Raw genomic sequence first — 21,166 nt, forward strand, 5'->3', positions numbered from 1 at the left:
GTCAGCCGCCGGTGGTGCGCACCCCGGTGAGACCGGTGTGGACGCGGGTGCGCGTGAGCACGTGGCCGCGACGCAGCGAGATCCTGGTCCAGGGCCCGCTGGTGTAGACCTGCGCGGTCTCCGATCCTCCGATGAATCCGAGCACATGCGCCGCGAACGCGACGCCGCGCGGCAACCCGGCGAGCTCGTCGTCGGCGATCCCCCAGACCGCAGCACGGACGGTGTGCACGATCTCCTCGCCCGGCTGGGCGGGCAGCCCTTCTGTGACCGCGGTGATCCCCCACTGTGCGCGCGCGGCGAGCACGTCGGCGCCGAGGCCGCCGGCCGGCTCCCACCCGCCGCGCGGCGGCGCGATCCCCGCCCACGGGGCGGTCATTGCGGTTTCGGGCAGGACGAGGTCGGTCTGGTCGCCGATGACCAGCGACGAGCCGTCGACGGTGAGATCGCAGACCAATTCGGGGTCGACCGGCAGCATCCGCATGCCGATCACCGTCGGCGTGCCGTCGAGGAGTGAAGTCGGTGCGAGTGCGGCGGCGGACATCGCAAGCACGCCCCCGTCGGCGCGCAAGCGCACGGCTCCATCACTCAGTCGCGCGGCGCGACTCGCGAAGGTCAGGGCATCGGCCGCGGCACGGGCATCGGGGAACGGAATGCGCTGACTCATCACACCTAGACTATCGAGACAGGCCAGCACGGACGGAGACGGTGTGACGGAACAGGGCGACCCGGTCGCGAACATGCTGTCGGTGCTCGACCTGTCGGCGAGCGGCGCGCGCACGACCGAGGACATCTTCACGGGAGCGTCCCACCACATGCCGACCGGACGCGTCTTCGGCGGCCAGGTGCTCGCGCAGGCGGTCATCGCCGCGGAGCGCACGATCCCCGATGACCGGGTGCCGCACTCGATGCACGGGTACTTCCTCCGGCCGGGTGACGCGAGCGAGGGCATCACGTTCAGCGTCGACCGCATCCACGACGGGCGCTCGTTCGCGACCCGACGCACGCAGGCCTTTCAGGACGGCGTTCCGATCTTCTCAATGATCGCGTCGTTCGAACGCGAAGACGACGGACTCGACCATCAAGAACCGATGCCCGGCGGCATTCCCGGCCCCGACGACGTCGACGATGCCGAAGCGCACCTCGAGCACCCGCTGAGCCGACGCCTGCTGGCGGCGCGCCCCGTCGAACTGCGACACGTGCCGTCGCCCGTCTACGAGCGCGTGGAGGGTCCGCACACGCCGCGGCAGGCCGTCTGGATGCGGACCCGCCGCGCCATCCCCGATGCGCCCGAGCTGCACCGCGCCGTGCTCGCCTACATGAGCGACATGACGATCCAGGAGTCCGTGCTGCGCGCCCACGGTGTGTCGTGGAGCCTGCCGGGATTGAAGGTCGCGAGCCTGGATCACGCCATGTGGTGGCACCGACCGGCGCGTGTGGACGAGTGGCTGCTGTACGTGCAGGAATCGCCCAGCGCGCGCGCCGGACGGGGACTTGCGACCGGCCGGATCTACACCCGGGAGGGCGTGCTGGTCGCGACTGTCGCGCAGGAGATCATGATCAGGGTGCCCGACGCCGAGTGAGGACCCGTGGCCGCGCTCACCTGCGATGACCGTAGACGACCGGCTCGCCCAGATACGGCTCCCACGCGCTGCGCATCTCGTCGGTCAGGCGCATGGGGCGCCCGGTGGCGGCATCCACCATCACGACCACCGTCGTGGCGCGCGCGTACAGCTGCTGGTGCGGGTCGCTTTCGGGGCTGAACACCTCGTAGCAGACCTCGATCGACGATCCACCGAGCTTGCTGAACCACAGCTGCACGTCGAGCGGCGCCCGACGGTACGGCACCGGGGCGAGGTACTCGATCTCCTGCCGGGCGATGAGCGTCAGGACGCCCGCCTCGATACCCGACTCGATCACCGCCGTCGCCGGCGCGTCTTCGCCCACCTCCGGCACCCAGAACACCCGCACGCGCGCCTCTTCGAGGAGCTTCAGCATCGACGTGTTGTTCACGTGGTTGAACGCGTCGAGGTCGCCCCACCGCAAGTGGATGGGGACGTGCAGCCGCCGGGTGTCAGTCACGGGTGAGTTTGCGGTAGGTCGACTTGGCGGGGTTCGCCGCGTCGGCACCCAGGCGTTCGATCTTGTTGGCCTCGTACGCCTCGAAGTTGCCTTCGAACCAGTACCACTGGTCGGGGTTGTCGGCGGTGCCTTCGTAGGCGAGGATGTGCGTCGCGATGCGGTCGAGGAACCACCGGTCGTGCGTGATGACCACGGCACAACCGGGGAACTCGAGCAGTGCGTTCTCGAGGCTCGAGAGCGTTTCGACGTCGAGGTCGTTGGTCGGCTCGTCGAGAAGCAGCAGATTGCCGCCCTCCTTGAGCGTGAGTGCGAGGTTCAGGCGGTTGCGCTCACCGCCGGAGAGGACACCCGCCTTCTTCTGCTGGTCCGGGCCCTTGAAGCCGAACTTCGACACGTATGCGCGGGACGGGATCTCGGTCTTGCCGACCATCATGATGTCGAGGCCGTCGCTGACGACCTCCCACAGCGTCTTGTTGGGGTCGATGTTCGCGCGCGACTGGTCGACGTAGCTGATCTTGACCGTTTCGCCGATCTTCAGGTTGCCGCCGTCGAGGGGCTCGAGGCCCACGATCGTCTTGAACAGGGTCGTCTTGCCGACGCCGTTGGGGCCGATGACGCCGACGATGCCGTTCGGCGGCAGGCTGAAGCTCAGCCCGTCGATGAGCGAGCGCCCGTCGAAGCCCTTCTGCAGCTTCTTCGCCTCGATCACGACGTTGCCCAGGCGCGGGCCCGGCGGGATCTGGATCTCTTCGAAGTCGAGCTTGCGCGTGCGCTCCGCCTCGTTCGCCATCTCCTCGTAGCGCGCCAGTCGCGCCTTCGACTTCGCCTGACGCCCCTTCGCGTTGGACCGGACCCACTCGAGTTCTTCAGCGAGGCGCTTGGCGAGCTTGGCATCCTTCTTGCCCTGAATCGCGAGCCGTTCGCGCTTCTTCTCGAGGTAGGTCGAGTAGTTGCCCTCGTAGCCGATGAGCCGACCGCGGTCGACCTCGGCGATCCACTCGGCCACGTTGTCGAGGAAGTATCGGTCGTGGGTGATGGCGATCACCGCGCCGGGGTACTTCTGCAGGTGCTGTTCGAGCCAGAGCACACTCTCGGCGTCGAGGTGGTTGGTCGGCTCGTCCAGCAGCAGCAGGTCGGGCTTCTGCAGCAGGAGCTTCGCGAGCGCGACGCGTCGCTTCTCACCACCGGAGAGGTTCGCGATCTCGGCGTCGCCGGGCGGGGTGCGCAGTGCGTCCATGGCCTGCTCGAGCTGGGAGTCGAGGTCCCACGCGTCGGCCGCGTCGATCTCTTCCTGAAGGGTTCCCATCTCGGCGAGCAGCGCGTCGAAGTCGGCGTCCGGATCGCTCATGAGCGCGGAGATCTCGTTGAAGCGGTCGAGCTTCGCCTTGATCGCGACGCCCTCCTGGATGTTCTCCAGCACGTTCTTCGACTCGTCGAGTTCGGGCTCCTGCATCAGGATGCCGACCGTGAAGCCGGGGCTGAGCTTCGCCTCACCGTTCGACGGGGTGTCGAGACCCGCCATGATCTTGAGGATCGTCGACTTGCCGGCACCGTTCGGACCGACCATGCCGATCTTGGCGCCCGGCAGGAACGCCATCGTGACGTCGTCGAGGATCAGCTTCTCGCCCACAGCTTTGCGGGCACGGACCATGGAGTAGATGTACTCAGCCATAACGGACCAAGTCTACGCGTGCGTCGTGCCCTGCCCGTTCACCCGTCGACGGCGGGGGTGTTCCCGACGAGACAGCCGCCCTCGGGCAATTCGGGCAAGACCACTGCGACGGGTCGTGCGATGGACGGGCCCACCTGACCCACCAGGCACTCCCCCTCCCACAGCACCGAGAACTGGACGCTGTCAGCGGGATTGCCGACGGTCGTCGCGTCCGCCGTGCGCTCCATCGCCGCGATGTCGAAGCCGACGCCGACGAGTGCGGTGACATAGTCGGAAGAAGCGACACTTCGGGTGTCGGACCACACATCGTCGACCGTCGCGGCAAAGAACGCGAGGTTCGCCCGCGCGTCGCCGCCCGGATCGAGTGCGAGCGCAGTCGGCGTGGGCGCCGGCGTCGACGCCGTGGTCTGTGCGGGCGGACCGGTCTGCGGAGCGCAGGCGACGCACAGCGTCATGACCGCCGCCGCGAGAACGGGGAGCACGGTTCGCAGCGGGCGCACGCACCGAGTGTACGGCGCCCGCGCGCCGCTGCACGCAACCCGTGCGTCAGAACGGCGTCGCGACGGCCGGCGCCCAGTCCTGGGAGGACGTCGCCGTGGGGGCCGGAGCCTCGAGCGCGCCATCACCCGGAGCGTCAGGCTCCTCTGAGCCCTCCGGCGAAGCCGCGACGTCCGCGGTGCGGCGTTCGGTCGAGCGCTGAAAGGTGGTGGTTCCCCAGAGCAAGTCGTGACCGAGTGCCTCGGCGTCGACGTCGACCGCCGTGCCGCGCTTGTCTCCCGACTCCCAGTCGCGCACCGAAAGGCGGCCGGTGACGATGACCCGTTCGCCCTTGCGAAGCGATTCGAGGGCGTGCTCCCCCAGCGCCCGGTATGCGGAGACCGAGTACCAACTCGTGCCCGAATCGATCCATTCGCCGGTGCGACGATCGAGCTTGCTCCGAGTACTCGCCAACCGGAAGTTGGCGATCGGCGAGCCGTCGACGTTGCGACGGCGCTCAGGGTCGGTGCCGATCGTGCCGACGATCGTGATGCGGTCAGTCATGAGATCCTCCATCTCCTCCCGAGGCCCATCCTCGGGCTGCTTCGACGCCCGGGTGCCCGCCGGGCGCCGAAGCACTCTCAGTGAAGCGTCCGGTACGCGTGGGATGGCGCCGAGACGGCGGATCCGTGGAGAACCCGCGGGTCCGGGTCATTGGGGAGGAGGCGATGCGATCCGGAATGTCGGGGGTCCTCCGTATCGTGAGGGGCATACGGACGTCGACGGCGAGATCGGAGGAACGATGCAGACACACACGTTCGGGCCGCGCACGAGCGTCGTCGGAAGCGGCATCCGGTTCGTCGCCGTCACGGACGACACATGGCGCGTCGTAGATCCCGGCGGTCGCATCGTCGGGCACGTGCAGCTGCGACCCGTGCCGGGCGGCACGCGCGTACGCGCCAAGCGGTTCAACGCCGCGGCCGGCGGCTTCGTGCTGGTGGGAGAGTTCTGGAGCGTCGACGAAGCGATCGCCGCACTGCGGAACTGACTCAGACCACGGCGTCCAACATGTCGACCTCGACTCGCGGGGCACGCGCGCGGATGTCGGGCCACAGCTCGGCGAGCACCTCCACGGCACGCGTCAGGTCGGCAGGCGGTGCCGTGAACGGCACGCGCAGACGTGCCTCATGTCCGCCGTCTATGCCGAACCGTCCACCGGCAGACAGATAGATCCCCTCGTCGCGCGCCGCCAGCACGAGCGGTCCGCTCAACGGCGCGTCGAGGCCGACCCACAGTGCCACACCGCCGTCGACATCGGGGATCTGCCATTCCGGCAGCCGCGTTCGCAGTGCCGCAGCAAGCGCGTCCCGACCGTCGCGCAGCAGACCGGCGCGCTGGACGAGGATCTCCGGCATCCGACGCAACAGGCGCGCGGCGACGGCCTGCTCGAAGTCCGGCGTGCCCAGATCACGGCGCGGCCGTGCCGCGACGAGCAGCCGGATCGTCTCGGGGTCGGTGCGCACCCAGCCGATGCGCAGGCCGCCCCACACGATCTTGCCGAGCGACCCGATTCGAACCTCGGCGGACGGCAGGGTGAGGTCGGGTCGCGCTGCGTCATCCAGGGCGAGCTCGGCGGTGGTGTCATCCACGACCACGACGGCGCCGGCCCGTGCCGCCGCAACGCTGATCCGCACCTGCTCCGCATCGGTCATCGTCCGTCCGGTGGGATTCTGGAATGCCGGCATGAGGTAGGCCATCGCCGGTGCCGAGCGCTCGAACGCCTGGACAGCGCGGTCCAGGTCCCAGCCGTCCTCGCACGAGACCGGGACGCCGACGAGTCGAGCCCCGGCCGCGCGCAGCGACTCCGCCGCGTGCGGGTAGGTGGGTGTCTCGATGACCGCCCGGTCGCCGCGACGCAGGAGCGTATCGGCGACAAGATCGATACCGGCCTGGGCGCCGGCAGTCACCAGGATCTGCTCGGCCGTCGTGGCGAGGCCGCGCTCGGTGTAGCGGTCGGCGATCGCCCGGCGCAGATCGGGATCGCCGGTGAGGTCGTAGCCGGGCCGCGCGACCAGCGCTGCGGCGTCAGCGGCGACTTCGGCGATGATCCCGGCGAGCCCCGGCCACGCGGATGGGCTGGCCTGCTGCAGGTCGATGGCGCCCGGTGATGCGTCGACGCGCCCCGGTGGTCGTCGTCCGACCGGCTGTGTGATGCTCCCCGAGCCGCGAAGGCTCGTGATGTGGCCGGTCTCGCGCAGGCTGCGGTACGCGGTGGCGACCGTCGTTCGGCTCAGCCCCAGCGCCGTCGCAAGTTCCCGCTCCGCCGGCAGCGCGGTGGCTGCGGCGACGCGCCCGTCGAGGCACAGCAGACGGATGCCGTCCGCCAGCGCCTCATACGCGGGTTCGCGAGTGCGCCACCCGCCGAGGGCCTTGGTCAGCACCCGTGCCGAGATCCGTGAATCCATGTCGGCCACCGTATCGCGATTGGACTGGTCGTGACATGCCAATTCTGCGCTTGAATGGCCACATGCTCAATCGACTCGTCCGCCTCGTTATCGGTCTCGTGCTCTTCGGCGCGGGCTGCGGGGTCATGGTGCAGGCCGGCATCGGCCTGGATCCGTGGACCGTGTTCGCGCAGGGCCTGTCGATCCAGACCGGCGTCGGCATCGGGTGGATCACCAACATCGTCGGATTCCTCGTGCTGCTCCTGTGGATCCCGCTGCGTCAGCGGCCCGGCATCGGCACGGTCGCCAACATCCTGCTGGTGGGGACGTCGATGCAGGCGACCATCGCAGTCGTGCCCGCGGTGGAGGGGTGGGCGTGGGGCGTCGTCGTCTTCCTTGCGGGGCTCGTGCTGGTCGCTGGGGCCTCCGGGCTGTACATCGGCGCCCGACTGGGTCCTGGCCCTCGAGATGGCCTCATGACCGGCCTCAACGGGCGATTCGGCTGGCCGCTGTGGGCATGCAGGCTCGGCGTCGAAGCAAGTGTGCTGGTGGCCGGGTGGCTGCTGGGCGGCACGGTCGGCGTCGGCACCGTGCTGTTCGCTGCGCTCATCGGCCCGCTCGTGCACATCGCGGTGCCTCTGCTCGACTCTCAGCGCGAGCCGCGCCGTCGCTCACTGCGCGAGCCGGTCGCGCCGTGATGCGGCCGGATCAGTGCTCCCGGAACTGCGGCCGGTCCGAACCGGGCCGCATATGCGCGTGCAGCGCGTTCTTGGCGATCTCCATCGTCGGGTAGCTGCCGAGGGCGTCTTCCGCCCCCGCCATCGTGACCGTGTAGGAATCGTCGGCCTTGCGGATCGTGCCGACGACGTTGCCCTCGCTCGCATACGCGACCCAGAGCGTGGATGCCGATGATGTGGTGCTCATGGTGGAACTCCTTCCGACACGCCTGACGCTACGCCCGTACGGGGTCGTGCACCAGAGCGGAGTCGAAAAAGCCGTGGTGCCCCCGACAGGATTCGAACCTGTGACCCGCGGATTAGAAGGCCGCCGCTCTATCCACTGAGCTACGGGGGCGTGCGTCCAGCGTAGCGCTCGGGTGCACCCGACCTCGGCGCCCTGGAACGTCGGGGCCGCTCGCTAGGATCGTGCGTATGGCAGGTGCAGCGGAGGCAGATCGACTCGTGTGGATCGACTGCGAGATGACCGGACTGGATCTCGCAGTCGATGAACTCGTGGAGATCGCGATCGTCGTCACCGACTTCGAGCTGAACATCCTCGATCCTGGGTTCCAGGTCGTCATCCGGCCCGACGACTCGGCCCTCGAGCACATGAACGCGTTCGTCAGGAACATGCACGCGAGCTCGGGACTGCTCGACGAGATCCCGCACGGTGTGAGTCTCGCCGACGCGGAATTCCAGTCACTGGAGTACATCCAGCGATTCGTGCCGGAGGGCAAAGCCCCGCTCGCGGGCAACACGATCGGCACCGACCGCATGTTCCTGGCGCGATTCATGCCCCGCGTCGACCGCTGGCTGCACTACCGCAACGTCGACGTCTCGAGCATCAAAGAACTCTCGCGCCGCTGGTACCCGCGCGCGTATTTCAACGCACCGTCGAAGGATGGTGGGCACCGTGCCCTCGCCGATATCCGCGAGTCGATCCGTGAGCTGGCCTACTACCGGCAAGCGGTCTTCGTCGCTGAGCCGGGGCCGACCACCGAGGCGGCACGCGAAGCGGCGGCCTCGGCTGTGTCGTCGTTCTCGTCAGAGCTGTAATACACTTGTGTGGTTGCCCAGTGATGGGCGCATGGTGGGTATAGCTCAGTCGGTAGAGCACCTGGTTGTGGTCCAGGGGGTCGCGGGTTCAAGTCCCGTTACTCACCCCATGTATTTCCTCGACGAGGCGTGGCGATGATCGAGATGGATGCGGATGCGTTCGAGTCGCTCGTCTCGGACGAACTCGACCAACTGCCGGACGAGATGATCGAGGGCCTCGACAACGTGATCTTCGTCGTCGAAGACCGCCCCGAGGACGGCAGTCTCGATCTGCTGGGGCTGTACGACGGGCTCGCGCTCACCGAGCGCGACCGGTACGGCCTCGGAGAACTGCCCGATCGCATCATCGTCTACCGCGAACCGCACCTCGACACGTGCGACGACGAAGCGGCGCTCCGCGATGAAGTGCACACGACGCTGGTGCATGAGATCGCGCACTTCTACGGCATCGATGACGCACGCCTGCACGAACTGGGCTGGGCATGAGCACCGCCCTCCCCCTCGAAGACCTCGACCTCGACGTGCGCGCCAGGACGGCCGGCCCCTGGCAGACCGTGGTCTGGAACGACCCGGTCAATCTCATGAGCTACGTCGCACACGTGTTCAGGACGTACTTCGGGTTCACGGCGGATCGGGCGCAGTCGCTCATGCTTCGCGTGCATCATGACGGTCACGCCGTCGTTGCGGAAGGCGCACGGGAGCAGATGGAACTGCACGTGCAGGCGATGCACGACTACGGACTCTGGGCGACGGTGAGAGAGGCTCCGAAATGACTGCGCAGACGATCGTGCTGGAACTCACCCGCATCGAGGCCGCCCACCTGGGTGACCTCGTCGCGCAATTCGGCGACCTGTTGGACGCGACCGCATCGCCCCAGGACGATCCGGCGGTGGCCAGACTCGTGCCCGCCGCGTATGAGGACGCGGCGTCGGCCGACGAATTCCGCCGACTCACGCAGGACGACCTGCTCGCCCGCCGCACCGCCGACGTGGCAGTGGTCCTTGATTCGCTGCGCGAAGAGGGCGTTCTGCCCGACCCGGCCGATCTCCCCGACGATGCGGCGACCTCCGCGCACGCCGTTGTCCTCTCCCCCGAATCCGCCCTCGCCTGGATGCGGACGCTGAGCGCGTTGCGGCTGGTCATCGCCACCCGGCTCGGCATCGTCGATGAGGACGAGCACGACCATGACGACCCGCGTTTCGGGGTATATGAATGGATCGGCTTCCGCCTGGAGGGGCTCGTGCAGGCGCTGGAGGCCTGAAAACCCGCAGGGCGTTCAGGGAACGTCGATGACGACCGACGCGAGATCGCGCGGCCGTTCCGCGTCCACATGCGCGTCCTCCTGACGCGCCCATCGCTCCCAGTGCGGGCGATACGCATCGCCGTCACGCCGAAGGGCGCGATCCCGACGCGAATCGGCAGGCGACTCGATCCAGACGCGCACCGACGAGCCGGGTGCGGTGCGACCGGTCAACGCGCCGGCCCCTTCGACGATCAGGCCGCGGTCGGGATCCACGTCGTGCGCCTCTGCGCGACGGTCAGCGGGCCAGTCCCACCGTCGCCACGTTGCCCGTCGCCCCTCTCGACGGGGCGTCAGGACGTGCGATTCCAGGTACTCGGAGCCTGCACGCAGGCCGTCCCACCCCGGGTAGATCGAATCGAGCGAGAGCACGTCGGCACCGGCCGGGAGCGGCCAGCGCGCGCGCAATGCGTTCGCGAGCGTGGTCTTTCCAGACCCCGAACGGCCATCGATGATGACGACCGGCGCGACGTCGGTCGACCGGGCGACCCTGTCGACGAGTTCCTCGAGCGCGATGCCGAGCGCCGCCGAGACGGGGTCAGCGCTTGAGGGCACGGATGATGCGACTGAGCATCCGGCCGGCGACCCACACGAAGGGGATGCCGACGGCCACGAGCGAGATGAGGTTCGGCTCGAAGCGCAGGTCGTCACCCTTGCGGATGTAGGCACCCACAGGAATTGCCGCGCCACCCCCGCCGCCACCGCTGCCGCTGGTGCCGTCTTCGCCGGCGCCGAAACCGGACCAGGACACCGCGACGGGGATCAACGTGACTCCCCCGACATCCTGCGGCTCTCCATAGACGCTCGTGACGCCGAACGACGCCGCCTGCTTGCCGAGATCGAGTGCGAGATTGGGCATGTGCCCACCGTACCCCGGACGCGAGTCCACTGCGAGGTCAGCCGGGGTCTCTCGGGTTCGTCGGCAACGCGCCGAGATCTCTGCGAGGCCCAAGCGTGCTCGCTCGCGTCACGGCCGCGCTGCCGAACCGCAGGTGTGCACCGTCGAGCGCCTCATCGATCCTGCGCCAGTCCGCATCGTCGTCCCACAGTGCGAGCGCCCCGCCGCCACGCGCGGCGAGCCGCTCGGCGCGGACACCGATCAGGCGCACCGGCAGCGTCCGCTCGACGCGGCCGTACAGGTCGATGGCGGCGACCCCGAGTCGGTGGCCGACGTCGGTCGGTTCTGCCAGCGTCTGCGATCGACTCAGTGTTGTGAAGTCGGACGTTCGCACCTTGATCGCGACGACCGAGGCTTCGACGCCTCCCGCGCGCAGTCTGCTCGCGACCCGGTCGGCGAGCCGGCGGAGTTCCGTGTGCAGGACCGCGTCGTCGTCGACGTCGTGGTGGAACGTCTCTTCGTGTCCGATGCTCTTCTCGATGCGCGCGGTCTCCACCTGTCTGGCATCGCGGCCGCGTGAGAGGTGCCAGATCCGCTCCCCCATCGCTGTGCCGAGCACCCGGTCCAACACGTCGCGCGGCGTTTCGAGCACGTCGGCGACCGTTCGGATACCGCGCGATTCGAGTGCCTCAGAGGCCTTCGGCCCGACACCCCACAGCGCGCGGACCGAACGTGCCGCCAGAAACGCCTGCGTGTCGTGCTCAGCCACGATCAGCAGGCCATCCGGCTTGGCGAGCGTCGATGCCATCTTCGCGACGTGCTTGGTGGCCGCGACCCCCACCGAGCACGTCAGCCCGGTCTGATCTGCGACCTTCTTGCGGACCATCTTCGCGATGTGCCCGGGCGACCCCCACAGGCGACCGGCGCCGGACACGTCGAGGAATGCTTCGTCGATCGACAGCGGCTCGACGAGCGGCGTGATCTCACGGAAGACGTCCATGACGCGGCGGGAGAGCTCGACGTACCGTTCGAAGGCAGGAGCGACGACGACCGCGCTCGGACACAACCGGAGTGCCTGCCCGACGGGCATCGCGGCGCGCACACCGAACCGTCGCGCCTCGTAGGACGCGCTCGAGACCACGGAGCGCGCGTCGGGTGCGCCGATGATGATGGGTTTGCCCGCGAGCGAGGGATCATCCAGCACGGCGACCGACGCGTAGAACGCGTCCATGTCCACGTGGAGGATGCGTGTGCCGCTGTCGTCAGCGCCGTCGGCCGAGACAATGCGTCCCGTCCCGTCACCGCGTCCCATGCATCCATTGTCGGTGAAGCCACCGACATCGCGCAGTCGCGCTCAGGCGGAGAGGTCTTCGAGCTCGACGCGCGGTCCTGTGAAGAACGGCACCTCTTCGCGCACATGGCGGCGGGCGCCGGTCGCGCGCAGATCGCGCATCAGATCGACGATGCGCACCAGTTCGTCGGCTTCGAAGGCCAGCAGCCACTCGTAGTCGCCGAGGGCGAACGACGCCACGGTGTTGGCGAGCACATCACGGTAGTCACGTGCCGCCGCACCGTGCTCGCGGAGCAGTTCGCCCCGCTCCTCATCGGAGAGCAGGTACCACTCGTAGCTGCGGACGAAGGGGTAGACGCAGATGTAGCCCTTCGGCTCGTCACCGGCGAGGAAAGCCGGCACGTGTCCGCGGTTGAATTCCGCCGGGCGGTGCACTCCGACGTTCGACCACACCGGTGCGACTCCCGGATCGGATGCGAGCAGTCGATACGCCGCCTGCAGCGTCTCGGTGTCGGGCGCCCACCACCAGACCATGAAGTCGGCATCGGCTCGGAAGCCGGCGACGTCGTACCATCCGCGGATCGTGAGCCCGTCGAGTCCCGCGAACCCCGCACGGAGCGTGTCGGCGTCTGTGGGAGCGCCTTGGAAGACCGCGTACATCGTGTATGCGATCGACGCGTTGACGGAATCGGCGATCGCACTGTGGTCGACGGGCGGATGCTGCTCGCTCATGTTGTCCTCTCGGTCGGGCGAAGCGTCAAGACGCGGCGGCGCGCTCGAGCACGAGCTCGCGCACGCGGGCGGCGTCGGCCTGCCCGCGCATGGCCTTCATGACGGCGCCGATGACGGCGCCAGCCGCCTGCACCTTGCCGTCGCGGATCTTCTCGAGCACGTCCGGTTGCGCCGAAAGCGCCTCGTCGATCGCCGCGATGAGGGCACCGTCGTCAGAGACGACCGCGAGGCCGCGCGCGTCGACGATCTGCTGCGGCGAGCCCTCGCCTGCGATCATGCCTTCGAGCACCTGGCGGGCGAGCTTGTCGGTGAGGGTGCCCGCGTCGACGAGCTGCTGCAGTTCGGCGACGGCGGCCGGTTCGACGAGTGCGGCAGGCTCGGTGCCCTGGGCGTTCGCGACTCGGGTGAGCTCACCGGTCCACCACTTGCGCGCCGAGGCGGGGGAGGCACCGGCCGCGATGGTCGCCTCGACCTCGGCCAGCAGCCCACCGTTGACGACGTCCTGGAACTCGAGGTCGGTGAACCCCCACTCCACCTTGAGTCGCCGACGGTGCGCGGCGGGCGGCTCGGGAAGCGTGCCGCGCAGCTGCTCGACGAGCTCGTCCGCCGGTGCGACCGGAAGCAGATCGGGCTCGGGGAAGTAGCGGTAGTCGTCGGCATCGGACTTCGGACGGCCCGGCGACGTGGTGCCGGTGTCCTCGTGCCAGTGACGCGTCTCCTGCGTGATGGTCCCGCCGTCTGCGAGGATCGCGGCCTGCCGCTGGATCTCGTACCGCACGGCGCGCTCGACCGAACGCATCGAGTTCACGTTCTTCGTCTCGGTGCGGGTGCCGAGCTTCTCCTGCCCCCGGGGACGCAGGGAGACGTTCGCGTCGCAGCGGAGATTGCCGCGCTCCATGCGGGCCTCCGAAATGCCGAGGGCGCGCACGATGTCACGGATCGTCGCGATGTAGGCCTTCGCGATCTCGGGCGCGCGGTGTTCGGCGCCGAAGATGGGCTTCGTGACGATCTCCACGAGGGGCACTCCGGCACGGTTGTAATCGACGAGGGAATACTCCGCACCCTGGATGCGGCCGGTCGAGCCGCCCATGTGGGTGAGCTTGCCGGCATCCTCCTCCATGTGCGCGCGCTCGATCGGGATCGTGACGAGGTCGCCGCCGTCGAGTTCGATCTCGACCGACCCCTCGAACGCGATCGGCTCGTCGTACTGCGAGATCTGATAGTTCTTCCCGAGGTCGGGATAGAAGTAGTTCTTCCGCGCGAAGCGGCTCGACGGCGCGATCGAGCAGCCGAGCGCGAGCCCCAGGCGGATCGAGGAGCGCACGGCTTCTTCGTTGACCACCGGGAGCGAACCGGGCAGTCCCATGTCGACCGGCGCGACCAGGGTGTTCGGAGCGGCGCCGTGGTGCTTCTCGTTGGCCGGGTTGCCCGCCGCCGAGAACATCTTCGTCTCCGTGTTCAGTTCGACGTGGATCTCGAACCCGAGCACCGGCTCGAAACGCTCGAGCGCCTCGTCGAAGTCCATCAATGCGACCTTGGCCATCAGCGGTCCCCTCCCAACAGCGGTGCACGGTCCAGCAGCGGCCCGCCCCAACGATCGATCAGCAGCGCCTCGAGCGCGGCGCCCACGCGGTACAGGCGGGCATCCTCTCGGGCAGGGGCCAGAAACTGGATGCCGACGGGCAGACCGTCGTCGTCGCTGAGCCCCGACGGGACCGAGATGCCCGGCACGCCGGCGAGGTTTGCAGGGATCGTCGTGACGTCGTTGAGGTACATCTGCAGGGGGTCGTCGATCTTCTCCCCCAGTCGGAACGCGGTCGTCGGCGCCGACGGTGTCGCGATGACGTCGACCGATGCGAACGCGTTCGCGAAGTCCTGCTGGATGAGCGTGCGCACCTTCTGAGCCGACCCGTAATAGGCGTCGTAGTAGCCCGCCGACAGGGCGTACGTGCCCAGGATGATGCGGCGCTTGACCTCGTCACCGAAGCCGGCGTCCCGGGTGGCGGCCATGACGTCTTCGACCGTGCCGCCGGGCACGTCGACGCGCAGCCCGAATCGCACGGAGTCGAACTTGGCCAGGTTGCTGGAGGCCTCGGCCGGGAGGATCAGGTAGTACGCCGCGACGCCGTATTCGAAGTGCGGAGCGCTGATGTCCACGATCTCGGCGCCGTGCGCCTGCAGCAGGTCGAGCGCTGCGCGGAACGAGGCCGACACACCCGGCTGGAAGCCGCTGTCGGGAAGCTCGGAGATGACGCCGACGCGCAGCCCCTTGAGCACGTCGCCGCGGGCGCCGTCCCGTGCGGCATCCGCGAACGACGGCCAGTCGCCCTCGAGCGAGGTCGCGTCGTGCGGGTCGTGTCCGCCGATGACGTCGTGCAGCAGCGCGGAGTCGAGCACCGTGCGGGTGACGGGGCCGACCTGGTCGAGGCTGGATGCCAGTGCGATCGCGCCGTACCGGCTGACGCCGCCGTACGTGGGCTTCATGCCGACCGTGCCGGTCACGTGCGCGGGCTGGCGGATCGAGCCGCCCGTGTCGGAGCCGAGCGCCAATGGCGCCTCGAACGCCGCCACCGCCGCAGCGGAGCCGCCGCCGGAGCCGCCGGGGATGCGGTCGAGGTCCCACGGGTTGCGCGTGGGTCCGTACGCGGAATGCTCGGTGGACGAACCCATCGCGAACTCGTCCATGTTCGTCTTGCCGAGCGGAACGAGCCCGGCCGCGCGCGAACGCGCCACGACCGTCGCGTCGTAGGGCGACATGTAGCCCTCGAGGATCTTCGAGCCGCTCGTCGACGGCATGTCGGTCGTGACCAGCACGTCCTTGATCGCCAGCGGCACACCCGCCAATTCGCCCAGCTGCTCTCCGGCTGCACGGCGGCGATCGATGTCTGCCGCGACCTCCAGGGCGTGGTCGCTGACGTGCAGGAACGCATGCACGTCGCCGTCGACGGCGGCGATGCGATAGAGGTGCGCCTGCGTGGCCTCGACGCTGCTCAGCTCGCCTGCGCGCAGTGCCGCCGCGAGATCCGATGCACTGCTGCGAATGATGTCGCTCACTGCTCCTCCCCCAGGATCGCGGTGACGCGGAACCGGCCGTCTGCGGCATCCGGCGCGTTCTGCAGCACCTCGTCGACCGTGAGCATGTCGCCCACGACGTCCTCGCGGAACACGTTCTGCATCGGGATCGGGTGGCTCGTGGCCGCGACATCCGGCGTCGCCACCTCGGAGACCTTCGCGATGTTGTCGACGATCACGCCGAGCTGATCGGTCAGACGCGTGACCTCCTCATCGCTCAGCTGAATCCGGGCGAGCACACCGAGATGGCGTACGAGATCAGGGGTGATTTCAGACACGCCTTCCAGTCTAGGTGCGCCGTCGGAGCCGCTCCGCCCCGGGCGTAGGCTGTTTCGGTGACCAGCTTCGTTCCGCCCCGTCCCTGGACCGCCAGCTACGCGCCGGGAGTACCGGAAGAGCTCGGGCGCATCGACGGCAACCTGCTCGACCTCGTCACCGCGTCGGCGCGGGATTTCCCCGCCGCACCCGCGCTCGAATTCTTCGGTCGCGAGACGTCGTACCGCGAACTCGCCGATGCGATCGCGCACGTAGCGGGCGGTCTGTACCGTGCGGGCGTTCGCGCTGGTGATCCGGTCGCGATCGTGCTGCCGAACTGCCCGCAGCACATCGTCGCCTTCTATGCCGTGCTGCGACTGGGCGCGGTCGTCGTCGAACACAACCCGCTGTACACGCCCGATGAATTCGCGAAACAGTTCAGCGACCATCGAGCGCGGACGGCGATCGTGTGGAACAACGTCGTGGAACCGATTCAAGGACTCCCCGAATCGCTGCGGGTGCAGACGCTCATCTCGGTCGACATCGTGCACAGCCTTCCGCGGCGTATGCAGTTCACGCTGCGGCTGCCCATTCGGAAAGCCCGCGAGGGGCGTGCCGCGCTCACCTGCGCGGTGAGCGGCACGGTGCGGTGGGAGGAACTCCTGCACGGCGAACGCGTGTCAGCCCTCCTGCCGCAACCGCAGACGGACGACCTCGCCGTGATCCAGTACACCAGCGGGACGACCGGCACCCCCAAAGGGGCGATGCTCACCCACCGCAACCTGCTCGCGAACGCGCGTCAGGCTCAGGTATGGACCCCGGAGGTCAAGCGGGGCGAGGGCTGCGTCGTGTTCGCGGTGCTGCCGATGTTCCACGCCTACGGACTGACCCTGTGTCTCACCTTCGCGATGTCGCTCGGTGCGCGTCTCGTGCTGTTCCCCCGGTTCGACCCGGCGATGGTGCTCGCCGCGACGCGCAGGCATCCCGCGACGATCCTGCCGGTCGTGCCGCCGATCGCGGCGCGGCTGCTCGAGGAATCGGAGCGCAGCGGCGTGTCGCTGAAGGGTACGCGCATCGCCGTCTCGGGCGCGATGGCACTGCCGCACGAACTGGTGGTGCCGTTCGAAGCCGCCAGTGGCGGGTATCTGGTGGAGGGCTACGGACTGTCCGAGTGCTCCCCTGTGCTCATGGTGAATCCCGTTGCAGAAGGACGCGTGCCCGGCACGGTCGGCCTCCCCCTGCCGGACACCGAGTGCCGTGTCGTCGACCCGGACGATCCCGCTATCGATGTCGCGCCCGGTGACCGCGGCGAACTCCTCGTCCGCGGGCCGCAGGTGTTCTCTGGCTACTACGGTCGTCCGGACGAGACGGCAGCGGTGTTCGTCGACGACTGGTTCCGCACCGGCGACATCGTCACGATCGACGAGCGCGGATTCGTGCGCATCGTCGACCGCATCAAAGAGCTCATCATCACCGGCGGCTTCAATGTCGCCCCCACCGAGGTCGAGCACGCGCTGAGGCAGCACCCACAGGTCGAGGATGTCGCCGTCGTCGGACTCCCGAGTGACCACTCCGGCGAGGATGTCGTCGCAGCGATCGTCCTGGCGGATGGTGTGAGCGAGATCGATACCGAGGCGCTGCGGACGTTCTGTCGTGACCACCTCACGCCCTACAAGGTGCCGCGCAGGATCATCGTCATCGACGAACTGCCGCGCAATCTCATCGGGAAGGTGCTGCGGCGCCAGGTCAAGGAGCGCCTGCTCACCGAGGAGGACTGAGCGCCGCTCCCCCTCCGGCTCAGGCGTCGAGCGCGGCGGGCCCCTGCGTCACGAGGATCGCGAACTGCGCGGCGTCGATGATCCGGACTCCGAGTTGCTCGGCTTTCGCGAGCTTCGAGCCGGCGCCGGGTCCGGCCGCGACGAAGTCGGTCTTCTTCGAAACGCTCGAGGCGGCCTTGCCGCCTGCCGCGAGGATCGCTTCCTGTGCACCCTCGCGGGTGAACCCTTCGAGGGTGCCCGTCGCGACCACGGTGACGCCTTCGAGCACGCCCCCGACGACAGCGGCAGCACCCGGCCCCGCGTGGCCCGGGATCTCGAGACGAGCACCCGCCGCCTGCCAGCGGTCGACGATCTCTCGATGCCAATCCACGGTGAACCAGTCGATCAGCGAATCGGCGATGATGCCGCCGACACCGTCGACGGCGGCGAGCTCGTCCCGCGCGGCTGCGCGGATCGCGGCGATCGATCCGAACCACCCCGCGAGCGCCCGGGCTGCGACAGGCCCGACGTGACGGATGTTCAATGCGACGAGGAAGCGCCAGAGGTCCTTCGTCTTCGCCTTCTCGAGTTCGTCGATGAGCGTGAGCGCCTGCGCCGATGGCTGCGGCGCCGTGATCCCGTCCTTCTTCTCCGCCGACGAGGCGTTCCGACGAAAGGGCGCACGCGTTTTCACGACGCCCTGCTCGTCCTCCTTCGGCAGCCCCGTCTCCGCGTCGCGGACGATCACCTCGATCGGCACGAGTTGATCGACGGTGAGTTCGAACAGGCCCGCTTCGGTCGCGAGCGGGGGCAGCGCCGGGTGGGAGGGTTGGGTGAGGGCAGCTGCAGTGACCTCGCCGAGCGCTTCGATGTCGAGCGCTCCGCGCGAGCCGATGTGCTCGACACGACCCCGAACCTGCGCCGGACAGGTTCGCGTGTTCGGGCAGCGGAGGTCGACGTCGCCCTCCTTGGCCGGCGCGAGCGTCGCGCCGCAGTCCGGACACGCGGTCGGCATGACGAAGGCGCGCTCGGTCCCGTCGCGCAGTTCGACGACCGGTCCGAGCACTTCAGGGATGACGTCGCCCGCCTTGCGCAAGACGATCGTGTCGCCGATGAGCACGCCCTTGGCTTTGACGACATCCTGATTGTGCAGGGTCGCCTGCCGGACGACGCTGCCCGCGACACGTGCCGGCGCCATCACGGCGAACGGTGTCGCCCGGCCGGTGCGGCCGACCGAGACCACGATGTCGAGCAGTTTCGTGTTCACCTGCTCCGGCGGGTACTTGTATGCAATGGCCCAGCGCGGCGCGCGGCTGGTCGCGCCGAGCTCGTCGTGCAGTTCGAGCTCGTCGACTTTCACGACGACGCCGTCGATCTCATGTTCGACATCGTGTCGGTGCGCGCCGTAGTACTCGACGAACTCCCGGACGCCGTCGACATCGTCAGCGGTGCGGAAGGTCGGACTCGTCGGCAGCCCCCACTCGGCCAGGACGCCGTAGACCTCGCTCTGCGAGGCGACGGGCGGGTCGGGCCACGCGCCGATGCCGTGCACGAAGAGACGGAGGGAGTCCAGGCGCGCCTGACCGGCTTCGCGCTCGAGTCCCTGCTTCTTGTCGAGCTGCTGGCGCAGCCCTCCGGAGGCCGCGTTGCGCGGGTTGGCGAACGCGGGAAACCGTCGGGCAGCGCTGCGCTCGGCCTTCTCAGCTTCGATGCCGCGGTCGAGGGCTTCGGTCGACACCCGCTCGCGCATCCGCGCCTGCAGTGCGTTGAGTTCGTCGAACGCGGCGACGGGGATGAACACTTCGCCGCGCACTTCTACAAGCGCCGGGTGGCCGGTTCCGCTCAGTCGCTGCGGGATGCCGGCGACGCGCAGGGCGTTGACCGTGACATCTTCACCGGTTCGCCCATCACCGCGCGTGGCGGCAGAGGTGAGCACCCCGTGCTCGTAACGCAGGCTGATGGCGAGCCCGTCGATCTTCAACTCGGTGAGCCACCGCACCGGGCGCCCGGCTGCGTTCCGCGTCTTCTCGCACCATTCGGCGAGTTCGTCTGCACTGAAGACATTGTCGAGACTCAGCATGCGCTCGGCGTGCTCGACGGGGGCGAACATCGTCGATTCGGCGGCCCCGACCGTCTGCGTGGGCGAGTCCTGCCCCGACAGTTCGGGGTAGGCACGCTCGAGTGCTTCGAGCCGATGCATCCACCCGTCGTACGTCGTGTCGTCGACCACTTCCGCGTCGCGGCCGTAGTAGGCCTCGCGCGCACCGAGGATCCGTTCGGTCAGCTCGGCAGCTTCATCACGGGCCTCGGCGAGTGTGGCGGGCGCATCCAGCTCGGTGTCGGTCACTCGGCCAGTGTAGGACGGGCCTGCGACATCAGACCGGTACAGCCGAGCGGGTGCGGTCGACCGTGAACTGGCCGATGACCCGGGTCCCGTCGTACAGCACGGCGGTCTGTCCCGGAGCGACGCCGTCGAACGGCTCGTCGGGTCGAACCGTGATCCCACGATCGTCGAGCACGGCCACAGCGGGTACCGGCTCGGCGTGGGCACGGATCTGCACATGGCACGTGAATGCATCGCCGCCGGGTGCGCGGCCCGCCCACGAGTACCGCTCCCCCGCGATCTCGGCCGTTGCGAGCGCCTCTTTGGGGCCGACGACGACGGTGTTGCTGACAGGGCGCACCTCGAGCACGAAGCGCGGCTTGCCGTCGGCCGCGGGAACGCCCAACTGCAGACCGCGGCGTTGCCCCACGGTGAACGCGTGCGCGCCCTCGTGCGACCCGACGACAGCGCCGTCGCGATCGAGGATCTCACCGCGTTCCGCGCCGACCTTCTCAGCGAGCCAGCCGCGGGTGTCGCCGTCGGGGATGAAGCAGATGTCGTGGCTGTCGGGCTTCTGCGCGACCGTCAGCCCACGCTGTGCAGCCTCGGCGCGCACGACCGCCTTCGACGGCGTCGAGCCGAGCGGAAAGTAGGTGTGCGCGAGCTGCTCGGCGGTGAGCACCCCCAGCACGTACGACTGGTCTTTGGCTTCGTCGCTGGCGCGGTGCAGCTCTCGCCCCGCAACGCCGTCGACGAGCGTGGCGTAGTGCCCCGTGCACACCGCGTCGAAGCCCAGTTCGAGCGCGCGTTCGAGGAGCGCCGCGAACTTGATCTTCTCGTTGCAGCGCATGCATGGGTTCGGCGTACGGCCCGCGCGGTACTCGGCGACGAAATCGTCGATGACGTCGTCGCGGAACCGCTCGGAGAAGTCCCACACGTAGAACGGGATGCCGAGCAGATCCGCCGCCCGCCGGGCATCCATCGCATCTTCGATGGTGCAGCACCCGCGGCTGCCCGTGCGAAGCGTGCCGCCGGCGCGAGAGAGCGCGAGGTGGACGCCGACGACGTCATGCCCGGCTTCGACGGCTCGGGCGGCCGCGACGGCTGAATCGACGCCGCCGCTCATCGCTGCCAGAATCCGCATGGGTCCA

Annotated in this window: 24 protein-coding genes and 2 tRNA genes; 9 read left to right on the forward strand and 17 right to left on the reverse strand. The window is 68.8% G+C overall.

Features of this window, described 5'->3' with window-relative positions; genetic code table 11:
• Position 1: 1 nt before the first annotated feature.
• A complete protein-coding gene (locus ACSF8R_RS12405) occupies positions 2 to 664 on the reverse strand; it encodes a hypothetical protein (RefSeq protein ID WP_434812185.1) in 663 nt (220 codons plus the stop codon).
• 43 nt (positions 665 to 707) lie between these two features.
• On the opposite strand from ACSF8R_RS12405, the gene ACSF8R_RS12410 reads away from it, so the two are divergent.
• Positions 708 to 1,580 (forward strand): acyl-CoA thioesterase, encoded by an 873-nt coding sequence (locus ACSF8R_RS12410; protein ID WP_434812186.1) that lies wholly within the window; start codon positions 708 to 710, stop codon positions 1,578 to 1,580.
• 16 nt (positions 1,581 to 1,596) lie between these two features.
• Here ACSF8R_RS12410 and ACSF8R_RS12415 read toward each other — a convergent pair whose 3' ends face one another.
• Genes ACSF8R_RS12415 through ACSF8R_RS12430 form a run of 4 tightly spaced genes read right to left on the reverse strand, consistent with a single transcriptional unit; the run spans position 1,597 to position 4,792 of the window.
• Positions 1,597 to 2,079, reverse strand: coding sequence for an acyl-CoA thioesterase (locus tag ACSF8R_RS12415; protein ID WP_434812187.1), 483 nt, complete (start codon positions 2,077 to 2,079; stop codon positions 1,597 to 1,599).
• The gene (gene ettA, locus ACSF8R_RS12420; RefSeq protein WP_434812188.1) at positions 2,072 to 3,751 is read right to left on the reverse strand and encodes an energy-dependent translational throttle protein EttA; all 1,680 of its coding nucleotides are present in this window, start codon (positions 3,749 to 3,751) and stop codon (positions 2,072 to 2,074) included. The genes ACSF8R_RS12415 and ettA overlap by 8 nt, the downstream gene beginning before the upstream one ends.
• A 38-nt stretch (positions 3,752 to 3,789) precedes the next feature.
• Positions 3,790 to 4,251, reverse strand: coding sequence for a DUF6993 domain-containing protein (locus ACSF8R_RS12425; RefSeq protein ID WP_434812189.1), 462 nt, complete (start codon positions 4,249 to 4,251; stop codon positions 3,790 to 3,792).
• Between the two features lie 46 nt (positions 4,252 to 4,297).
• Complete coding sequence (locus tag ACSF8R_RS12430) at positions 4,298 to 4,792, reverse strand: single-stranded DNA-binding protein (protein ID WP_434812190.1); 495 nt, start codon at positions 4,790 to 4,792, stop codon at positions 4,298 to 4,300.
• Positions 4,793 to 5,030: 238 nt separating this feature from the next.
• Between ACSF8R_RS12430 and ACSF8R_RS12435 the strand changes: the two genes are divergently transcribed.
• A complete protein-coding gene (locus ACSF8R_RS12435; protein WP_434812191.1) occupies positions 5,031 to 5,276 on the forward strand; it encodes a hypothetical protein in 246 nt (81 codons plus the stop codon).
• 1 nt (position 5,277) lies between these two features.
• Here the strand turns inward: ACSF8R_RS12435 and ACSF8R_RS12440 are convergent, their stop codons facing one another.
• Positions 5,278 to 6,693 (reverse strand): PLP-dependent aminotransferase family protein, encoded by a 1,416-nt coding sequence (locus ACSF8R_RS12440; protein WP_434812192.1) that lies wholly within the window; start codon positions 6,691 to 6,693, stop codon positions 5,278 to 5,280.
• A 62-nt stretch (positions 6,694 to 6,755) separates the two neighbouring features.
• Here ACSF8R_RS12440 and ACSF8R_RS12445 point away from each other — a divergent pair, with 62 nt between their 5' ends.
• Positions 6,756 to 7,370 carry a YczE/YyaS/YitT family protein gene (locus tag ACSF8R_RS12445; RefSeq protein WP_434812193.1) on the forward strand — a complete coding sequence of 205 codons (615 nt, stop codon included), beginning with the start codon at positions 6,756 to 6,758 and terminating at the stop codon, positions 7,368 to 7,370.
• A gap of 10 nt (positions 7,371 to 7,380) precedes the next feature.
• Here ACSF8R_RS12445 and ACSF8R_RS12450 read toward each other — a convergent pair whose 3' ends face one another.
• Together ACSF8R_RS12450 and ACSF8R_RS12455 are read right to left on the reverse strand one after the other, a co-directional pair.
• On the reverse strand, positions 7,381 to 7,596 hold the full coding sequence (locus ACSF8R_RS12450) for a methyltransferase (RefSeq protein ID WP_434812194.1): 216 nt from the start codon (positions 7,594 to 7,596) through the stop codon (positions 7,381 to 7,383).
• Positions 7,597 to 7,670: 74 nt separating this feature from the next.
• A tRNA-Arg gene (locus ACSF8R_RS12455) sits at positions 7,671 to 7,746 on the reverse strand.
• A gap of 77 nt (positions 7,747 to 7,823) precedes the next feature.
• Between ACSF8R_RS12455 and orn the strand changes: the two genes are divergently transcribed.
• The 5 genes from orn to ACSF8R_RS12480 all read left to right on the forward strand — a co-directional run bounded on the left by orn (position 7,824) and on the right by ACSF8R_RS12480 (position 9,708).
• Positions 7,824 to 8,447 (forward strand): oligoribonuclease, encoded by a 624-nt coding sequence (orn, locus tag ACSF8R_RS12460; RefSeq protein ID WP_434812195.1) that lies wholly within the window; start codon positions 7,824 to 7,826, stop codon positions 8,445 to 8,447.
• A gap of 34 nt (positions 8,448 to 8,481) precedes the next feature.
• A tRNA-His gene (locus ACSF8R_RS12465) sits at positions 8,482 to 8,557 on the forward strand.
• Positions 8,558 to 8,582: 25 nt separating this feature from the next.
• Entirely contained in the window at positions 8,583 to 8,933 is a 351-nt protein-coding gene (locus ACSF8R_RS12470) for a metallopeptidase family protein (RefSeq protein WP_434812196.1), read from the forward strand.
• Positions 8,930 to 9,220: an ATP-dependent Clp protease adapter ClpS gene (gene clpS, locus ACSF8R_RS12475; RefSeq protein WP_434812197.1), complete on the forward strand. Its 291-nt coding sequence runs from the start codon at positions 8,930 to 8,932 to the stop codon at positions 9,218 to 9,220. Before ACSF8R_RS12470 ends, clpS begins: the two co-directional genes overlap by 4 nt.
• Entirely contained in the window at positions 9,217 to 9,708 is a 492-nt protein-coding gene (locus tag ACSF8R_RS12480) for a DUF2017 family protein (RefSeq protein ID WP_434812198.1), read from the forward strand. Before clpS ends, ACSF8R_RS12480 begins: the two co-directional genes overlap by 4 nt.
• 15 nt (positions 9,709 to 9,723) lie before the next feature.
• Here ACSF8R_RS12480 and ACSF8R_RS12485 read toward each other — a convergent pair whose 3' ends face one another.
• Genes ACSF8R_RS12485 through gatC form a run of 7 tightly spaced genes read right to left on the reverse strand, consistent with a single transcriptional unit; the run spans position 9,724 to position 15,958 of the window.
• Complete coding sequence (locus tag ACSF8R_RS12485) at positions 9,724 to 10,302, reverse strand: hypothetical protein (RefSeq protein ID WP_434812199.1); 579 nt, start codon at positions 10,300 to 10,302, stop codon at positions 9,724 to 9,726.
• Positions 10,286 to 10,606: a hypothetical protein gene (locus ACSF8R_RS12490; protein ID WP_434812200.1), complete on the reverse strand. Its 321-nt coding sequence runs from the start codon at positions 10,604 to 10,606 to the stop codon at positions 10,286 to 10,288. Before ACSF8R_RS12490 ends, ACSF8R_RS12485 begins: the two co-directional genes overlap by 17 nt.
• Positions 10,607 to 10,643: 37 nt before the next feature.
• Complete coding sequence (dinB, locus tag ACSF8R_RS12495) at positions 10,644 to 11,897, reverse strand: DNA polymerase IV (RefSeq protein WP_434812201.1); 1,254 nt, start codon at positions 11,895 to 11,897, stop codon at positions 10,644 to 10,646.
• 42 nt (positions 11,898 to 11,939) lie between these two features.
• Positions 11,940 to 12,608 (reverse strand): hydrogen peroxide-dependent heme synthase, encoded by a 669-nt coding sequence (gene hemQ, locus ACSF8R_RS12500; RefSeq protein WP_434812202.1) that lies wholly within the window; start codon positions 12,606 to 12,608, stop codon positions 11,940 to 11,942.
• A gap of 25 nt (positions 12,609 to 12,633) precedes the next feature.
• Positions 12,634 to 14,151, reverse strand: a complete 1,518-nt coding sequence (gene gatB, locus ACSF8R_RS12505) for an Asp-tRNA(Asn)/Glu-tRNA(Gln) amidotransferase subunit GatB (RefSeq protein WP_434812203.1) — start codon at positions 14,149 to 14,151, stop codon at positions 12,634 to 12,636.
• Positions 14,151 to 15,662 (reverse strand): Asp-tRNA(Asn)/Glu-tRNA(Gln) amidotransferase subunit GatA, encoded by a 1,512-nt coding sequence (gene gatA / locus ACSF8R_RS12510; RefSeq protein WP_434812204.1) that lies wholly within the window; start codon positions 15,660 to 15,662, stop codon positions 14,151 to 14,153. Before gatA ends, gatB begins: the two co-directional genes overlap by 1 nt.
• Entirely contained in the window at positions 15,659 to 15,958 is a 300-nt protein-coding gene (gatC, locus tag ACSF8R_RS12515; protein ID WP_434812205.1) for an Asp-tRNA(Asn)/Glu-tRNA(Gln) amidotransferase subunit GatC, read from the reverse strand. The genes gatA and gatC overlap by 4 nt, the downstream gene beginning before the upstream one ends.
• A gap of 57 nt (positions 15,959 to 16,015) precedes the next feature.
• Between gatC and ACSF8R_RS12520 the strand changes: the two genes are divergently transcribed.
• Positions 16,016 to 17,713, forward strand: a complete 1,698-nt coding sequence (locus ACSF8R_RS12520) for a long-chain-fatty-acid--CoA ligase (protein WP_434812206.1) — start codon at positions 16,016 to 16,018, stop codon at positions 17,711 to 17,713.
• A 19-nt stretch (positions 17,714 to 17,732) separates the two neighbouring features.
• Here ACSF8R_RS12520 and ligA read toward each other — a convergent pair whose 3' ends face one another.
• Both ligA and mnmA read right to left on the reverse strand, forming a co-directional pair.
• The gene (gene ligA / locus ACSF8R_RS12525) at positions 17,733 to 20,039 is read right to left on the reverse strand and encodes an NAD-dependent DNA ligase LigA (RefSeq protein WP_434812207.1); all 2,307 of its coding nucleotides are present in this window, start codon (positions 20,037 to 20,039) and stop codon (positions 17,733 to 17,735) included.
• Positions 20,040 to 20,067: 28 nt separating this feature from the next.
• Positions 20,068 to 21,159: a tRNA 2-thiouridine(34) synthase MnmA gene (gene mnmA / locus ACSF8R_RS12530; protein ID WP_434812208.1), complete on the reverse strand. Its 1,092-nt coding sequence runs from the start codon at positions 21,157 to 21,159 to the stop codon at positions 20,068 to 20,070.
• Between the last annotated feature and the right edge of the window lie 7 nt (positions 21,160 to 21,166).

Origin of the sequence: Microbacterium sp. bgisy189, from assembly GCF_965345345.1 — a bacterium.
GTDB lineage: Bacteria > Actinomycetota > Actinomycetes > Actinomycetales > Microbacteriaceae > Microbacterium.

Excerpts from the sequence above, each read along its gene's own strand:
- ACSF8R_RS12450 (WP_434812194.1), bottom strand. The coding sequence starts at position 7,596 with ATGAGCACCACATCATCGGCATCCACGCTCTGGGTCGCGTATGCGAGC.
- ACSF8R_RS12430 (WP_434812190.1), bottom strand. The coding sequence starts at position 4,792 with ATGACTGACCGCATCACGATCGTCGGCACGATCGGCACCGACCCTGAG.
- ACSF8R_RS12440 (WP_434812192.1), bottom strand. The coding sequence starts at position 6,693 with ATGGATTCACGGATCTCGGCACGGGTGCTGACCAAGGCCCTCGGCGGG.
- mnmA (WP_434812208.1), bottom strand. The coding sequence starts at position 21,159 with ATGCGGATTCTGGCAGCGATGAGCGGCGGCGTCGATTCAGCCGTCGCG.
- ACSF8R_RS12480 (WP_434812198.1), top strand. The coding sequence starts at position 9,217 with ATGACTGCGCAGACGATCGTGCTGGAACTCACCCGCATCGAGGCCGCC.
- hemQ (WP_434812202.1), bottom strand. The coding sequence starts at position 12,608 with ATGAGCGAGCAGCATCCGCCCGTCGACCACAGTGCGATCGCCGATTCC.
- ACSF8R_RS12445 (WP_434812193.1), top strand. The coding sequence starts at position 6,756 with ATGCTCAATCGACTCGTCCGCCTCGTTATCGGTCTCGTGCTCTTCGGC.
- ettA (WP_434812188.1), bottom strand. The coding sequence starts at position 3,751 with ATGGCTGAGTACATCTACTCCATGGTCCGTGCCCGCAAAGCTGTGGGC.
- ACSF8R_RS12470 (WP_434812196.1), top strand. The coding sequence starts at position 8,583 with ATGATCGAGATGGATGCGGATGCGTTCGAGTCGCTCGTCTCGGACGAA.
- gatB (WP_434812203.1), bottom strand. The coding sequence starts at position 14,151 with ATGGCCAAGGTCGCATTGATGGACTTCGACGAGGCGCTCGAGCGTTTC.
- clpS (WP_434812197.1), top strand. The coding sequence starts at position 8,930 with ATGAGCACCGCCCTCCCCCTCGAAGACCTCGACCTCGACGTGCGCGCC.
- orn (WP_434812195.1), top strand. The coding sequence starts at position 7,824 with ATGGCAGGTGCAGCGGAGGCAGATCGACTCGTGTGGATCGACTGCGAG.
- ACSF8R_RS12405 (WP_434812185.1), bottom strand. The coding sequence starts at position 664 with ATGAGTCAGCGCATTCCGTTCCCCGATGCCCGTGCCGCGGCCGATGCC.
- ACSF8R_RS12435 (WP_434812191.1), top strand. The coding sequence starts at position 5,031 with ATGCAGACACACACGTTCGGGCCGCGCACGAGCGTCGTCGGAAGCGGC.
- ACSF8R_RS12490 (WP_434812200.1), bottom strand. The coding sequence starts at position 10,606 with ATGCCCAATCTCGCACTCGATCTCGGCAAGCAGGCGGCGTCGTTCGGC.
- dinB (WP_434812201.1), bottom strand. The coding sequence starts at position 11,897 with ATGGGACGCGGTGACGGGACGGGACGCATTGTCTCGGCCGACGGCGCT.